The organism is Clostridium zhoujianii (assembly GCF_051590805.1).
In the GTDB taxonomy this organism is placed as follows: Bacteria; Bacillota; Clostridia; order Clostridiales; family Clostridiaceae; genus Clostridium.
The window spans coordinates 1,617,687-1,632,626 of the sequence record NZ_JBPUTF010000001.1 but is presented as its reverse complement, the minus strand read 5'-3'; the positions used below and the strand labels follow the sequence as shown (position 1 = coordinate 1,632,626).

At 30.1% G+C, this 14,940-nt stretch carries 17 protein-coding genes; 16 read left to right on the top strand and 1 reads right to left on the bottom strand.

What is annotated here, in order from left to right; genetic code table 11:
- Window positions 1-3: 3 nt before the first annotated feature.
- From ACSYT2_RS07685 to ACSYT2_RS07610, 16 genes are all read left to right on the top strand, one after another.
- Window positions 4-762: an ABC transporter ATP-binding protein gene (locus tag ACSYT2_RS07685; RefSeq protein ID WP_438384406.1), complete on the top strand. Its 759-nt coding sequence runs from the start codon at window positions 4-6 to the stop codon at window positions 760-762.
- Window positions 763-809: 47 nt separating this feature from the next.
- Entirely contained in the window at window positions 810-2,186 is a 1,377-nt protein-coding gene (locus ACSYT2_RS07680) for a hypothetical protein (RefSeq protein ID WP_438384403.1), read from the top strand.
- Window positions 2,187-2,216: 30 nt separating this feature from the next.
- Window positions 2,217-3,590, top strand: coding sequence for an ABC transporter permease family protein (locus tag ACSYT2_RS07675; RefSeq protein ID WP_438384402.1), 1,374 nt, complete (start codon window positions 2,217-2,219; stop codon window positions 3,588-3,590).
- Window positions 3,591-3,607: 17 nt separating this feature from the next.
- Window positions 3,608-4,378 (top strand): ABC transporter ATP-binding protein, encoded by a 771-nt coding sequence (locus tag ACSYT2_RS07670; RefSeq protein WP_438384401.1) that lies wholly within the window; start codon window positions 3,608-3,610, stop codon window positions 4,376-4,378.
- Between the two features lie 264 nt (window positions 4,379-4,642).
- Complete coding sequence (locus tag ACSYT2_RS07665) at window positions 4,643-5,008, top strand: GntR family transcriptional regulator (RefSeq protein ID WP_430856599.1); 366 nt, start codon at window positions 4,643-4,645, stop codon at window positions 5,006-5,008.
- A gap of 1 nt (window position 5,009) precedes the next feature.
- On the top strand, window positions 5,010-5,708 hold the full coding sequence (locus ACSYT2_RS07660; RefSeq protein WP_430856598.1) for an ABC transporter ATP-binding protein: 699 nt from the start codon (window positions 5,010-5,012) through the stop codon (window positions 5,706-5,708).
- 12 nt (window positions 5,709-5,720) lie between these two features.
- Window positions 5,721-6,404: a hypothetical protein gene (locus tag ACSYT2_RS07655; protein WP_438384399.1), complete on the top strand. Its 684-nt coding sequence runs from the start codon at window positions 5,721-5,723 to the stop codon at window positions 6,402-6,404.
- Between the two features lie 15 nt (window positions 6,405-6,419).
- The gene (locus ACSYT2_RS07650) at window positions 6,420-7,205 is read left to right on the top strand and encodes a DUF4097 family beta strand repeat-containing protein (protein ID WP_430856596.1); all 786 of its coding nucleotides are present in this window, start codon (window positions 6,420-6,422) and stop codon (window positions 7,203-7,205) included.
- 449 nt (window positions 7,206-7,654) lie between these two features.
- On the top strand, window positions 7,655-8,818 hold the full coding sequence (locus tag ACSYT2_RS07645) for a 4Fe-4S dicluster domain-containing protein (RefSeq protein ID WP_438384396.1): 1,164 nt from the start codon (window positions 7,655-7,657) through the stop codon (window positions 8,816-8,818).
- 37 nt (window positions 8,819-8,855) lie between these two features.
- The gene (locus ACSYT2_RS07640; protein WP_430856594.1) at window positions 8,856-9,743 is read left to right on the top strand and encodes an RnfABCDGE type electron transport complex subunit D; all 888 of its coding nucleotides are present in this window, start codon (window positions 8,856-8,858) and stop codon (window positions 9,741-9,743) included.
- Window positions 9,744-10,352: an RnfABCDGE type electron transport complex subunit G gene (locus ACSYT2_RS07635; protein ID WP_438384395.1), complete on the top strand. Its 609-nt coding sequence runs from the start codon at window positions 9,744-9,746 to the stop codon at window positions 10,350-10,352.
- A 23-nt stretch (window positions 10,353-10,375) separates the two neighbouring features.
- Window positions 10,376-11,062, top strand: a complete 687-nt coding sequence (locus ACSYT2_RS07630) for an RnfABCDGE type electron transport complex subunit E (RefSeq protein ID WP_430856592.1) — start codon at window positions 10,376-10,378, stop codon at window positions 11,060-11,062.
- A gap of 19 nt (window positions 11,063-11,081) precedes the next feature.
- Complete coding sequence (locus ACSYT2_RS07625) at window positions 11,082-11,660, top strand: electron transport complex protein RnfA (RefSeq protein WP_430856591.1); 579 nt, start codon at window positions 11,082-11,084, stop codon at window positions 11,658-11,660.
- A gap of 12 nt (window positions 11,661-11,672) precedes the next feature.
- Window positions 11,673-12,470: an RnfABCDGE type electron transport complex subunit B gene (locus ACSYT2_RS07620; RefSeq protein ID WP_430856590.1), complete on the top strand. Its 798-nt coding sequence runs from the start codon at window positions 11,673-11,675 to the stop codon at window positions 12,468-12,470.
- A gap of 142 nt (window positions 12,471-12,612) precedes the next feature.
- Window positions 12,613-13,677, top strand: coding sequence for a tetratricopeptide repeat protein (locus ACSYT2_RS07615; RefSeq protein ID WP_438384393.1), 1,065 nt, complete (start codon window positions 12,613-12,615; stop codon window positions 13,675-13,677).
- 164 nt (window positions 13,678-13,841) lie between these two features.
- Window positions 13,842-14,258, top strand: a complete 417-nt coding sequence (locus tag ACSYT2_RS07610; RefSeq protein ID WP_430856587.1) for a DUF3592 domain-containing protein — start codon at window positions 13,842-13,844, stop codon at window positions 14,256-14,258.
- A 36-nt stretch (window positions 14,259-14,294) separates the two neighbouring features.
- On the opposite strand, the gene ACSYT2_RS07605 is transcribed toward ACSYT2_RS07610, so the two are convergent.
- Window positions 14,295-14,915 carry a hypothetical protein gene (locus tag ACSYT2_RS07605; RefSeq protein WP_430856586.1) on the bottom strand — a complete coding sequence of 207 codons (621 nt, stop codon included), beginning with the start codon at window positions 14,913-14,915 and terminating at the stop codon, window positions 14,295-14,297.
- Window positions 14,916-14,940 lie beyond the last annotated feature (25 nt).

Here is a 14,940-nt window from a genome sequence, read left to right as displayed (position 1 = left end):
AAAATGAATGAAATAGTAGTAATTGAAAACATTGTGAAGGTCTATGGTAGTGAAAAAAATAAATTTAATGCACTTGATTCTGTTAGTTTAACAATAAAAGAAGGTGATTTTATTGGGATAATGGGACCATCAGGGTCAGGTAAATCAACACTACTAAATATAATTGCAACAATAGATAGATCTACAACAGGTCATGTATTGGTAAGAGGCCAAAAGGTTTGGGCAATGCCAGATGTGGATCTTTGTAAATATAGAAGGGAAAATGTTGGGTTCATATTTCAAGATTGCAACCTTCTAGATACACTAAGTATAAGGGATAATATCCTTGCACCATTAACACTAGCTGGGACACCACAGGAAGAATGTAATAAGAGGTTAGAAAGAGTAACTAAAAGAATGGAAATTGTTCATATATTAGACAAGTTTCCAGGAGAATGCTCTGGAGGTGAGAAACAACGTGCAGCAGCTTGTAGGGCATTGATTTCTCGCCCTAAAATGATTGTTGCAGATGAACCTACGGGAGCCTTAGATACAAAAAACTCAATTGAGCTACTAAAGATTTTAAGGGATTTAAATGAGAAAGAGGGAATCACAATTGTAATGGTTACCCATGATGCTCTTATTGCAAGTTATGCTAAGACTATTCTACTAATAAGGGATGGAAAGATAGATGATGTACTGAAAAGAGCAGAATGTAAGCAATTTGATTTCTATCATAATATTTTGTCTAAATCATCTAGGGAAAGCGATAATTTCTTTTAAGAAATAATGTAAAAACCTATGTGTTTTATATATAAGGGGGTATTGGGATGGGAATTTATAAGTTTGCAAAGAAAATGTTTAAATCGGATTTTAAGAAGAGTATTTTCTATGTTTTAGCTATTGCTATAATGACAGTTTTTATGTTTAATGCAATAAATATTTCTTATAATGAGGTGATTTATTCAGATAAAAATGAATTTATTGATGTAGCTGATGGTCCAGATCTAGGAAGCAATGTAAGTAAGCCAGTAAGATTGATTAGAACACCTATTAGGGTAGTACAAAAGGGAAATCTATGTATCTTACTGATAATAACTGCTTTCTTTGGAGTATTCTGCAATATTAATCACATCAAAAGGAAATCTAAGGAGATTGCATTTATTATTTCAAATGGATCTTCTCTAGTTGATGTATCAAGATATCTAGTATACGTAAATGGAATGAATTATATTATTGGTGCGACAGCAGGAATTATCATAGGAATTGCCACTATACCAATTTTCAATAAGATAATGTATCTAGCACTAGGGATTAGTGGTAATATTTTCATATTAAATTCATCAGCCATATTGATGGCACTAACTTATGTGGGGCTACAATTCTTTACAGTTGTTGTTTTAAATTTTGGTTATGTATATAGAAAAGAAGTAACTGAACTAATGAAGATGGAGAGTGTTATATCCTTTAAAGATAATAGAAATATAAAAACTCCAGGTTTTGTGTTCTTTATTATTTATATTTGGTCAATAGGAATGAATTTCTTTGCAGCTAATACATATCAAGGTGAAAACTTAGCATTTGTACTAGCTTATACAGGGATGATAGGTTTGTATGGATTAATTAAATACTATATACCCAAAGTACTAGGTGTTATTAAAAAGAAAGAATTTATGTATAAAAATCATAGAAGAGTTTGCTGGTCAAACTTCTTATATTCGCTAAAGAATTCAATTATATACCTATTAGGTATGGTTTTTATAATGGGTTATTTTATAAAATCTATTGTTAACTACTGGTCTTTTGAAGGACTTAGAGGAAATACATTATTTGATATGATCTGTTCAAGTATTGTTATTGGATTATGCTTAGTATATAGCCTATTGGTTGATACAGGAGATAAAATGAATATATATAATCAACTACGAATACTTGGGTATAGAAAAAAAGAAATTGAGACTGTCATAAATAAAGAGTCAGTATTATTTTTCCTTTTTGGATTATTCCTATCAGTTAGTGTTACATTATCTACTATTTTTGTTCTACTATCAAGGGGCATATTTAGTCTCTCATATGGGATAAATATTCTTATTGTTCAAGTAGCACCATTAATAATAGCTGGAATTATATCAAACACAATTAATAGGAAAAAGGTAATAACTACAATATATAATGAGAAAAATATTGTTGCATTGGTAGAAATGTAAAATTATCAGTTATTTTAAGGAGGAATTATAATGGGAGTTTACAAATTTGCTAGGAAAATATTTAAGGTAGATTTCAAGAAGAGCATATACTATATAATTTCAATAGCAATAATGACGGCATTTATATTTAACTCAATAAATATATCTTATAATGATTCATTGTATTTAGGTGGTAATGAGTATGTAGAGGTTCAGGAAACAATACAAAGTTATGTTGGCGAAAATGAAGTGAGAATAATTGAAATGCCTGTAAAAGTAGTACAAAAGAGAAGCTTATTTATATTATTAATATCAGCTGCTTTCTTTGGAATTTTTTCTAATATAAGTCATATAAAAAGGAAGGGGAAGGAAATAGCATTTATGCTATCAAATGGGGCATCACTAATTGATATATCGAGATATCTTATATTTATAAATGGAATTAATTATATTATAGGTGCAGCTATTGGACTAGCATTTGGTCTAATGCTAATACCAGTATTTAATGAAATAATGTATATTTTATCAGGTACATCAGGACCATTATTCAACATATCTAGTGAAGCTATATTATTAGCTTTAGTATATGTATTCATTCAATTTGCTATAGTACTAATATTGAACTTTGGATATGTATATAGAAGGGAAGTTATAGACCTATTTAAAATTCAGAAAAGAGTAAATAATCATGATAAGAGAAATGTAAAGACACCTAGAGTGATTTTCTTTATGGTATATATTTTTGCTGTAATAACTACAGTATTTTCAAGGAATATAGCCGGTGGTGAACATGCAGCAAATGTTCTTTCCTATGTAGGAACTATTGGATTATATGGTGTGATAAAATACTTTATACCAAAAGTGACAGATAAGTTAAAGAAAAGTGAGTTCATGTTTAAAGGAAATAGAAGGGTATTTGTTAGTAATTCCCAAAAAACACTATCAAATTCAATTATTTATTTATTAGGTACAATTATAATTTTAAATTATTTCTTATCATCAATAGTTGAATATTATACATCAAATGCAATAGTTGCTAGTAGTGTGTTTGGTATTATAGGAGGAAGCATAATAATATCTTTATCCTTGATATATAACTTATTGGTGGAGTCTGGCGAAAATATTAATATATATAATCAGTTAAGAATCCTTGGATATAAAAAGAAAGAGATAACTAACATTTTATATAAAGAATCAATATTATTTTTTATACTAGGATTATCTTTAGCTTTAATATTAAATTTTTCAGCATTACAAGTATATGTGTCAAAGGGAATAATATCAGTTTCACTTGGAATTACCATAATTATTGTAGAACTAATTCCCTTGTTAATAGCGGGTATTATTTCAACAGTTTTAAATAAGAAAAAGGTTATAGAGACAGTTTATAGGGATTCAAATAAAACAATGGTTGTAATAGTCTAATTATATAGGAGGTTAGTATGGAAGATTTATTAGTAATTAAAAATGTTGATAAAATATATGGTGAAGGTAAAAATGCATGTAAGGCGTTAGAAAATATATCCTTTACTATTAAAGAAGGTGATTTCATTGGAATAATGGGGCCTTCAGGAGCTGGTAAGTCAACATTGTTAAATATAATAGCAACGATTATTAAGCCCACTAAGGGTGAAATTAGTATAAATGGAGAAAGAATAGATAACAAAACAGATGAGGAGCTTTGTAAATATAGACGTAAAGAGATAGGATTTATTTTTCAAGACTGTAATCTACTAGATACTCTTACCATAAGGGATAATATATTAGCACCATTAGAGTTAATTGGTCTAAGCTTTAGGGAAAGCAATGAGAGGTTAAAGAGGGTGTCAGAAAAAATGAAAATAACTGATATTTTAGATAAATTTCCGGCTGAATGTTCAGGAGGACAAAAACAAAGAGCAGCAGCCTGTAGAGCTTTAGCAATGAATCCATTAATAATAGTTGCAGATGAGCCTACAGGAGCATTGGATTCAAAGAATTCAAGTGAGTTATTAAGGTTATTAAAAGATTTAAATGAAAATGATGGAATTACTATTGTAATGGTTACTCATGACTATATGATAGCTAGTTATAGCGAGAAGCTTCTATTTATAAGAGATGGAGTTATAGATGAAGTAATTAGTAGAGGAAAACAGAGCCAATCAGAATTCTATAATAAAATTCTTACTGAAGGAACAAAGGAAACTAATAGTTTATTTGATGATGTAATATAAATATATAAGTTAAAATAACCCCTGCTACTAACATATTCTAAAGGATATATTAGTAGCAGGGATTCTTTATAATCAATATGATTGTTATAAAAGAAAAGCTAGATAAAAGGTATAATTTGTTAAAATGAGCGATCGGAAGTAAAATAAAGGAATATGATGATAGATCTGTCTATTTTAATGGAATCAAGAAATATAATAGTTTTAAAAGTTTTTTTGTTGGTGTATCATTTAATTAATACACCAATACAGGTTGGGGGTGAAGTAATGGATTTTGAAATAGATTCGAAAATTCCGATATATGTACAAATTATAGATTTCATGAAAAAAAGAATTATTGTGGGAGAAATAAAGGGGGGAGATAGATTGCCATCAGTAAGAGAGTATGCTAGTGAAATGAAAGTTAATCCTAATACAATTCAAAGGGTTTATACGGAACTAGAAAATCAACAATTAATTTATACTCAACGTGGAATAGGCAAATTTGTAACTGAAGACGAGAATGTTATTAATGAAGTTAAAATAGATATTTTTAATGAAACTATTGATAGGTTTATTAAAGATTCAAGAGAGCTTGGATTTACAAAAGATGAAATTGTATCAATTATTTCAAAACGATTTGGGGAGGGGTAACATGGATAATATACTAGAAATTAATAATCTTGTTAAAAGGATAGGTAGTAAAAATATACTTAATGGATTAACCTTTAATTTAGATAAAGGAAAGGTTCTTGGGATTATGGGACCTAACGGAAATGGAAAAACAACATTATTAAATATTATTCAGGGTTTCTTGAGACCTACTGTGGGAGAAGTACAGATAAATGGAATTAGTTTAGGGGTAGAAACGAAGAAATTAGTATCATTTCTACAAGATAACGTACCATATAATAAATCAATGAAGATAAAAGAGGCTGTTAAATTTTATGAAACATTTTTTGAGGATTTTGATAGGGATAAGATGGCTTCTCTTCTTGTATCAATGAAATTAGATCCGAATATGAAGATAAGAAACCTATCAAAGGGAATGAAGGAAAAGCTAAGTCTTTCTCTTACCCTAAGTAGGAAAGTAAAACTATATATGTTAGATGAACCAATTTCAGGCGTTGATCCTGTTGCTAGAGAAAAAATACTTGATACTATAATAGATAGTATTTCAGAGGATTCTTCCTTAATAATAACAACTCATTATGTTGGAGAACTTGAAAGAATATTTGATGAGGTTTTATTTCTTGGAGATGGGGTTATAGTAGATAAGGGCGATGCAGAAGATATGAGAATAAAGTATGGAATGTCTATTGACGGTATTTATAGAAAGTTATTTGCTGAGTAGGAGGCAATATAGATGAAGAATATTATAAATATACTAAAATATAACGGTTATAATAGTAAAGGTTTTGTAAAATCATTGCTAGGTATTTGTATACTATTTATAGTAATGAAATTAATAAAAATTCCTATTATTTATTCAACAGGAATTGAAATTGCAGTGGCAAGTACAATTTTAGGAATAAACTTTATTATATCAATAGTAAGAACATCACTTCAATTATCTAAAGAAGAAGGAAGATTATTATTCTTAGCACCAATTAAAGGAAGAGAGTATATTATTGCAAAATATTTAGAGTTTATAATAAATCAAGTTGTAACTGGAGGAGTAGTTGTACTAGCTACACAATTTTTGGGGGCTCCAGCAAATATTTTAAGCATAAGCATCATGTCAATATCAGCAATAATCGTAGGTACAACAACGTTGTATGTAATAATTACTTCTTTTATTGTTATTACAGCTTCATACACAAGTAGTACACCTATTTGTATTATAGGAACAATTATAGCTACTATTACATTTATATCTACAGGAGATATTATTACTTTTATGATAAATAAGTTTGTTCCATACGTATATTTAATTATTAATGATACTATTGAAATAGGCATTGTATCATTAGCCGTAAGTTTATTAGGGATTTTAATTCTTATTATAGTATCAATTAAGCATTTTGATAATAAATTTGAAATAAGTTAGTTTAGGGGGCAAATTATGAAAAAGTTATTAGCTATGGTTACCATTATAGTAGTATCGTTAACTATTAGTGGTTGTAGTGTAAAATTGGGAATGGATAAAAGAAACTCTAATAGTGATAAGAATATTGAAAAGACAGTTTCTGTTGAAGGAGTTAAGTCTTTAATGATTAATACTGATATGTCGAAGATAAATGTTATGAATTATGATGGTGATGAAATAAAAATAACTGCAGAACTTAGCGATAGTACTAAGGGAATTGATATTAGTCAAGTAGGAGATAAACTTGATATTTCAGAAAAAACATCTGGAGCAAATTTTAGTATTTTTGGGAAAAGTAATTACAATGCGTCAGATATAGAAATATCGATACCGAAAAATTTTAAGGGAGATATTACTATTACCCAAGGAGTTGGAGAAATTATAATGGAAGGACTAAGGGCTGAAAAGTTAACTTTAAAAGGTGGTGCAGGTGAAATTAGAGGGAGTGAAATAGTCTGCAATAAACTTAAAGTAGATGCTGGCGTAGGAGACATTAAATTATTCTTAGCTGAAAAAAGTGGGGATATTGATATTAATGGTGGAGTAGGAGAAATAAATTTGGAAATTGCAGAAGTTGGTGGTAACCTTGAGTACAAAGGTGGAGTAGGCTCGGCAAGAATAAGAATACCAAATAATGCACCAGTTAAGTTTAATGCTAAATCTGGCCTTGGAAATTGTGACATAAAAGCGAAAACATCTAATGAAAGTAAATATGTATTTGATTTATCCGTAGGTATTGGAGAAATAAAAGTATTAAATTAGCCTAGTATGTAAGAGAGAAAACTAATATAAAAATATTTTATTCTATGCTAATTTTAATTATAAAATAAATATAGAAAGACTATTATAATTCTTATGTAATTACCTGCAACAAGGTAATATAAGTTGAGAATAATTAAGGTCTTTCTTTTTTTGTAAATTTAACTACAACATTAAGTTAAAAATATAACGAAGTTTAAATTATTAACAAAAAATTAAAAAAAATATTTTTAATTAGTAAGAATTATACCTTTTGAGAATTCGAAACACCTATAAATTTTACATTTAGATACAAAAATTGAATAAATATCGTTGTTAAAAATAAAACAATGAGTTGTTAATAGTATTATGAGGTGATAAAATGTCTATTGGACTATTGTATAAGATAAATAGTGTCGAAATATAAGGTGAAGCTTTGTTGTTAAGTTATTTATAAAAGTAGGAGGACTTATATGAGTTTATTTAATTTATTTAAGCAGACTAAAGTAACAGAAGAACAGTCACTTTATCCTTCAAAATCATGTGTATTTTATTTAGAAGGTAAAGGAGTAAGCTGCAACGCTCTTGTTAAGAAAGATGATGTGGTTGAAGTAGGACAAGTTCTAGGTAAGGAAAAGGAAGACCTTTCAATTCCTGTCTTAAGTTCTGTAAAAGGTAAAGTATTAGAAGTAAAGGAAACTTATAATACTGAAGGTAAAAAGGTTAAGGCTATAGTTGTAGAACCAGTAGATGAAGAAGCCAATGAAAGCAAAGAAATTGATGTTAAGTCACTAAGTACAGAAGAACTTTTAGAAATGATTCAGGGGTATGGACTATGTGATGAGAATGGTACACCACTTTCAATTAAATACAGAGCTTTTTCAGGCAAGAAACTTTTAATTAAGGCTTTTAGCTATGAACCAAATTTAGTAGCGTATGAAATACTAAGTAAAAAGGAAAAGGAAATAAACAAAGCTTTAGAAGTACTAAACAAACTATTTGCATCATTAGAAATTAAAAGAGCTGATGATAAAACTGTTTCAAAGAAAACAATTGAGCTAAAGAGAGAAGAATTAATAAAACAATTTTTTGGACAAGAAGTAAAGAATGAAGAAGTTATAGTTGAAGATTTACAAACTATTGTTTATCTAGGAGAATGTTTCCTAGCCGGAAAGCCACATATTGAGGAATATGTAGTAGTATCAGGTGGAGCCGTTGGAACTGAAAGTCTTGTTAAAGTTAGAATTGGTACAAGATTAGATGAAATATTCCAAAGTCAGAAGGGTAAGGAAGAGAATTTAAGTAAGATAGTTTTAGGTGGAGCATTAAGAGGGAAGCCACAATTTACTTCTGACTCAGCTATAGTGAATAATACAAAGGCAGTATTATTCTTAGATAAAAAGGAAGGTTCTGCAGGAACTGAAACAAGCTGTATAAGATGTGCTAAGTGTTTAAGAGCATGTCCAGAAGGTCTTAACCCTGTTAAACTTACAGAATTATGGGCTAGAGGCGAAAAGGAAGAATTCTTAAAATTTGGAGGAAAGAAATGTATAGAATGTGGCTTATGTAGCTATGTTTGTCCTTCAAAAATAGAAGTAGCTAATAAAATAGTTACAGCAAAAGCTTTTATAAAATAGTAGAATTTTCACAAAAGGAAGATAAGGAGTGAACATTTTGGAAAAAGCAAGAATGAGTATTTCACCAGCTCCTCATATAAAAGTAAATAGCACTGTGAACAAGATAATGCTAGATATGTTGATAGCATTAGTTCCAGCAGTTGGTGCAGGAATTTATTTTTATAAGATGGATGCTGTGAAGATATTAGTAGCATCGGTTTTAGCAGCGTTAGTAGCTGAAGTGTTATGGAATAAGTTTGTCAAGAAGACAACTTTATTTACAGATTTAAGTCCAGTAGTTTCTGGATTAATATTAGGATTAATATTACCAACCCACGTACCAATGTGGATTCCAGTAATAGGGTCAATATTTGCAACAATAGTTGTAAAACAATTCTTTGGAGGACTTGGTCAAAACTTTATGAATCCAGCAGCAGCGACTAAGGCTTTCTTAATAGCTTCATGGGCAGCAGTTATGGCAAAACCTGTAGTTGAATCAGTAACAGCTGCTTCAGGAGTAGTGGAAGAGACTGTTACATTAATGGATAAAATAATTGGTCAAGGATCAGGTAATATTGGAGAAACTTCAATATTAGCAATAATTCTTGGCGGTGTGTACTTAGCAGTTAGAGGAAGAATAAATTTAAGAGCACCACTTGCATTCTTAGTTGTAGGATTTGCAATGAACACTTACTTAGGTAAAGAAGGTCTTTTATCTGGAGCATTCTTCTTTGCAGCATTCTTTATGTCTACTGATTATGCAACATCACCGATGACAAGAGTTGGTCAATACATATTTGGAATAGGACTTGGAGTAGTAGCTTCAGTTATATCTGTGTTAGGATTTAATCCTGAGGGACCATACTATGCTATCATTATTATGAACTTAACAGTACCAATGATTGAGTATTTTACAACTAAGAAGTTCAAAAAGGAGGTGGCATAGATGAAGGAAAATTTAAAGTTAGGAGCAATCCTTTTACTAATAACTTCAATTGCAGGATTCTTATTAGGATTTGTTAACGATGCCACTAGGGAAGCTATAATTGAAAATTCAAGGATAAGTAAAGAAGATCTTAAATTGATTTTACCTGCAGCCTCTTCAATAAAAGAATCAAAAGTTGAAGGCAATGAAAGTATTACTGAAGTATACGAAGCTTTAAATGATGGAAATGAAAGTGTAGGGCATGTATTTAAAATAACTACAAAGGGATTCCACGGGCCAGTAGATTTAGTAATAGCTATTTCTAAGGATGATAAAGTTTCAGGAATGAAGGTTTTATCACATTCAGAAACACCAGGTCTTGGAGCAAAGATTACAGAGCCTAAATTCGGATCACAAATTAAGGATCTACCAATTGAGGAAGATATAGAAATAGTTAAGGTAGCTCCATCAAAGGATAATCAAGTTGAAGGAGTTTCTGGAGCATCTGTTTCATCAAAAGCAGTAGGAACTGCAATTAATGATGTAATTAGATTCTATAAAGAAAACATCAAGGGAGAAACTGTGGCACCTAAAGAAGAAGTAGATACTACTACAAGTGCAAGTCAGTAACCAGTTAATTAAGGAGGATAAAGATGAACAAGTTATTTGAAAGAATTAAAAATGGTATTATCACAGAAAATCCAATATTTGTTCAAGTATTAGCTATGTGTCCAACCTTAGCGGTTACAACAAGTGCAGAAAATGCATTAGGAATGGGACTAGCTTCTACTGTAGTATTAATATTTTCAAATATGATGATATCAGCTTTAAGAAAGTTTATACCGGATAAAATAAGAATACCAGCTTATATTGTTGTTATTGCTTCGTTTGTTACAATAATTGATATGTTAATGCAAGGATATGTTCCAGCATTATATACATCTCTTGGAATATTTATTCCGCTTATAGTTGTTAACTGTGTAATTCTTGGTAGAGCTGAAGCTTACGCTTCAAAAAACCCTGTATTACCATCTATATTTGATGCTATAGGTATGGGACTTGGATTTACTGTTGCATTGTTTTTAATCGGTTCATTCAGAGAAGTAATTGGTGCAGGTCAAATACTTGGAATGCAAGTAATGCCTGAAGCTTATAAACCAGCATCAATTATGATATTAGCTCCTGGAGCATTCTTTACTTTAGGTGGTTTAGTTACATTCTTAAATTACAGAAAGATAAGAAAAGCTAAGAAAGCTGGAGAACAAGTTATATTAATGCAATCAGGTGGCTGTGGAAGCTGCTCAGGATGTGGCAATGATGGTTGTTCAACTAGAAAATAAGGAGAAGGTGGAAAAATAGATGGATTTATTTTTAATTTTTATTAGTGCTATGCTGGTAAACAACTTCGTCCTATCAAAGTTCCTTGGTATCTGTTCATTCTTAGGAGTTTCTAAGAAGAAGGATGCTGCCTTTGGTATGGGACTTGCAGTTACTCTAGTTATGGTTGTTGCATCAGTTATGTCATGGTTAGTATACAAGGGCATATTAGAAAGATTTGGATTAGAGTATTTATCAACAATAGCTAACGTACTAGTTATTGCTGCGTTAGTTCAATTTATAGAAATGGCAATGAAGAAGTTAATGCCTAGTCTTCATAAAGCATTAGGTGTTTATCTTCCTTTAATTACAACAAACTGTGCTGTACTTGGTATGGCATCGCTAAATATTCAAGAAAGCTACAATCTAGTAGAAGCATTAGTAAATGGTGTTGGTGCTGCTTGCGGTTACATGCTTTCAATAGTGTTATTATCATTTATAAGAGAAAGAATTGATAATAACAAAAACATACCAGAAGTTTTAAGAGGCCTTCCAATAACTCTATTTACAGCAGGGTTAATGGCAATTGCATTCTTGGGCTTCCAAGGATTAATTCACTAGGAGGAATAGCAAATGAGTATAGGAATAGTTTATGCAGCAGTTAGCTTAGGTGCCTTAGGATTAGTCTTCGGGGTATTATTAGGATTTGCTGCAAAGAAGTTTGAAGTAGAAGTAGATCCAAAGATTCCAAAGCTTAGAGAATGTTTACCAAGTGCAAACTGCGGTGGATGTGGTTATGCAGGATGTGATGCTTATGCAGAAGCAGTTGCTTCAGGAGAGGCAAAACCTAACCTTTGTTCAGTTGGTGGTGCACCAGTAGCTGAGAAGTTAGGAGAAGTTTTAGGGGTAGCCGTAGAAACTAGTGCTAAAATGACTGCCTTTGTAAAGTGTGCTGGTACTTGCGATAAAGCTAAGACAAATTATGATTATGAAGGTGTAACAGATTGTTTAGAAGCATCACTTTTAATTGGTGAAGGTGGTAAATCTTGCTCATATGGATGTTTAGGTTTAGCTAGTTGTGTTAATGTATGCGAATTTGATGCATTACATATAGTTGATGGAATTGCTAAGGTAGATAGAGAAAAATGTACTATGTGTGGTGCATGTATTGATATATGTCCTAAAGGATTAATTGAAGCAGTTCCTTATGATAAGATAGTTAGAGTAGCATGTAATTCAAAAGATGCTGGTAAAGCTGTTAGAGATAATTGCTCAGCTGGATGTATTGGATGTAAGTTATGTGAAAAGAATTGTCCAAAAGAAGCAGTTAAGGTTGATGGTTTCTTAGCGAAAGTTGATTATTCACTTTGTGTTAACTGTAAGATCTGTACTACAAAGTGTCCAACAAAGGCAATAAAAGTAATAGATTAGTTAAATATGAGGATGTTTCAGTAGTTGAAACATCCTTATTTTATTATAAAGAGATTTAAAATTTGTTTTGGTATTTTAAAAAATAGTATATAATAATTAAATAATAAAACTAGATTTAATAGAAGCGGAGGATAAGGTCTTTATGGTGAGTAATAATTATCTATTTGATAATTACATAAATATAGCTAGAAATTGTAGAGCGGAAAATAATCAACTAAAAGCTTTAAAATTTTATAAGAAAGCATATAACCTTTCAATTGGTAAGAAGGATATAGATTTACTTTTAGATATGGCATTATTATATGATGAGATTGGATTAAAAGATTTTGCAAAAGAAAAATATAATGAGGTTATTGAAATTGATCCTATGGAATCTAGTGCATATTACGGACTTGCTGTTATATATGATGAAAGTGAGCAGTATGAGAAAGCAATGGCATTATATAGAAAAGCAATAGAGATAAATCCAAATTATGATAGGGCATATTTCTTCTTGGCAAATATAGAAGATGAACTAGGAGATAAAAAAGAAGCTATTGCAAACTATAAAAAGGTTATAGAAATTAATCCTAAAGATTTATGGGCATATGCTAATATTGGATGTATATATGAAGAAGAAGATAATGACGAAAAAGCTCTAGAATATTTAATGAAAGCATTAGAGATTAATGAAAAACAATTTAGGGTTCTATTTAATATTGGCGTTGTGTTAAATAAAATAGGAAAAGTTAAGGAAGCAAGGGAATATTACTTCAACTCAATTAAATGCAACCCATTTTATCCTTATAGTTATCTAAACCTAGCAGTATCTCATAAGGAAGAAGGAAACTTTACGAAGGCAATAAATATATTAGATAGAGGAATAGAGAATAATAATGATCAGGGATTTCTTTATTATAATAGAGCATGTATATATGCAAATATAGGAGAATTGGATAAAGCTTTAGAAGATGTAAAGAAGAGTATCGAATTAAACGAATTTTTTATGGATTATTCTAAAAAAGATATTGAACTTAAAGAGTTATGGAATAGGATATATTCCTTTTTCTTTTCTATTTTCTTTTTAAAGAGAATATATCCATCATCAATTCCACAAGCTTCCCATCCTTTTTCACCATATTCATTTGCAACTTTTTCAAGATTGCGCTTACAAAATGGGAGAATAACTTCAGCCTTATATTTAAATTTATCCATAGATCCTCCATAATTTTATATTAATTTATACTATAAGTATATTATGAACAGAGTAAATATAAAAGCTCCTATTTTAAATATAGATTGCAGAAGCTCTTGTCTATTAATTATGATAACATTTACAGCTGTGATTTCATATATATGTAATATAACCTAAGCAAAAGGAGCCTGATAGTAATGGTAATTTTTTTGTTAATAACACTAAGCATAATATTATTAGCAATTGGTTTAGGGATGCTATATTCTAAAATGCGATTAAAAAGAGATGGAATACGCGCAGTAGGTAAAGTTATAAGAAATGAAAAATATATAGAAAGTACCGTAGATTCTTATAATGGGTTAGTTCCTATTACACTTTATAGACCGATAATTGAATTTAAAACGAAGGATGGAATGATATTACAAGGGATATGTGAAGAAGGAAGTAACCCCCCAGAATTTGAAGAAGGGGAGGAGGTTAATATTATATATCCATCTAATGATCCAGAAGGGTTTATTTTAAAATCTTCAATGGATTCAGTGGAGCTACCTATTACATGTATTAGTATATCAATTATCATGTTAGTATTTGCAATTGTTTTGATATTTATATAGAAAAATAAAAAGAGGAAGCTAAATAGCTCCCTCTTTTTATTCTCTATAATAGCATTTTTTTAAATCTTCAACATGTTGGAAGTTTACAGGGTATTTTTCATATAAGAATTGTACCCCATCAATCCATTCACCTTTATAATTATTTTGAAGGAAGGTTTCAACAAGACTTTTTGTAGTAACAGCACCACCAGTTGAACCTTGGAAATATTCTCTAGACCAACTTGGGCTAGTATTCTTATCTATTTCATCAAGACTTACAATTGCAATTTTCTTCCCGTCAATTACATCAATCCTAATAAGATTAATAGGTAAATCCTTAAAATTTTTATTTGATAATTCTTTTGCTAACTTACTTACCTTATCTTTTAATTCAAGTTTTTCATCCATCTTTATAGTTGATAATTCAATAGGAGTTAAGGTTTGATCATCAGCAGTATAAACTGACAACATAATTTCCACTGATTTTTCAGGTTCAGTAGGTTTTTCAGTTATGTTATTATCATTATTTTTATCATTTTCATTGGCGGTATTATTATCATTGTAACTTATTGAAGCATTATTCTTATTACTTTCTAATTGAGCTTTGTCATTTGTACTACAACCAACTAATGTGAAACCAATTAATAAAGTAAAAATTATTGCTAACTTTTTAATCATTATTATGCCCCCCTCTTTTAATGTA

Excerpts from the sequence above, each read along its gene's own strand:
- ACSYT2_RS07685 (WP_438384406.1), top strand. The coding sequence starts at position 4 with ATGAATGAAATAGTAGTAATTGAAAACATTGTGAAGGTCTATGGTAGT.
- ACSYT2_RS07680 (WP_438384403.1), top strand. The coding sequence starts at position 810 with ATGGGAATTTATAAGTTTGCAAAGAAAATGTTTAAATCGGATTTTAAG.
- ACSYT2_RS07675 (WP_438384402.1), top strand. The coding sequence starts at position 2,217 with ATGGGAGTTTACAAATTTGCTAGGAAAATATTTAAGGTAGATTTCAAG.
- ACSYT2_RS07670 (WP_438384401.1), top strand. The coding sequence starts at position 3,608 with ATGGAAGATTTATTAGTAATTAAAAATGTTGATAAAATATATGGTGAA.
- ACSYT2_RS07665 (WP_430856599.1), top strand. The coding sequence starts at position 4,643 with ATGGATTTTGAAATAGATTCGAAAATTCCGATATATGTACAAATTATA.
- ACSYT2_RS07660 (WP_430856598.1), top strand. The coding sequence starts at position 5,010 with ATGGATAATATACTAGAAATTAATAATCTTGTTAAAAGGATAGGTAGT.
- ACSYT2_RS07655 (WP_438384399.1), top strand. The coding sequence starts at position 5,721 with ATGAAGAATATTATAAATATACTAAAATATAACGGTTATAATAGTAAA.
- ACSYT2_RS07650 (WP_430856596.1), top strand. The coding sequence starts at position 6,420 with ATGAAAAAGTTATTAGCTATGGTTACCATTATAGTAGTATCGTTAACT.
- ACSYT2_RS07645 (WP_438384396.1), top strand. The coding sequence starts at position 7,655 with ATGAGTTTATTTAATTTATTTAAGCAGACTAAAGTAACAGAAGAACAG.
- ACSYT2_RS07635 (WP_438384395.1), top strand. The coding sequence starts at position 9,744 with ATGAAGGAAAATTTAAAGTTAGGAGCAATCCTTTTACTAATAACTTCA.
- ACSYT2_RS07630 (WP_430856592.1), top strand. The coding sequence starts at position 10,376 with ATGAACAAGTTATTTGAAAGAATTAAAAATGGTATTATCACAGAAAAT.
- ACSYT2_RS07625 (WP_430856591.1), top strand. The coding sequence starts at position 11,082 with ATGGATTTATTTTTAATTTTTATTAGTGCTATGCTGGTAAACAACTTC.
- ACSYT2_RS07620 (WP_430856590.1), top strand. The coding sequence starts at position 11,673 with ATGAGTATAGGAATAGTTTATGCAGCAGTTAGCTTAGGTGCCTTAGGA.
- ACSYT2_RS07615 (WP_438384393.1), top strand. The coding sequence starts at position 12,613 with ATGGTGAGTAATAATTATCTATTTGATAATTACATAAATATAGCTAGA.
- ACSYT2_RS07610 (WP_430856587.1), top strand. The coding sequence starts at position 13,842 with ATGGTAATTTTTTTGTTAATAACACTAAGCATAATATTATTAGCAATT.
- ACSYT2_RS07605 (WP_430856586.1), bottom strand. The coding sequence starts at position 14,915 with ATGATTAAAAAGTTAGCAATAATTTTTACTTTATTAATTGGTTTCACA.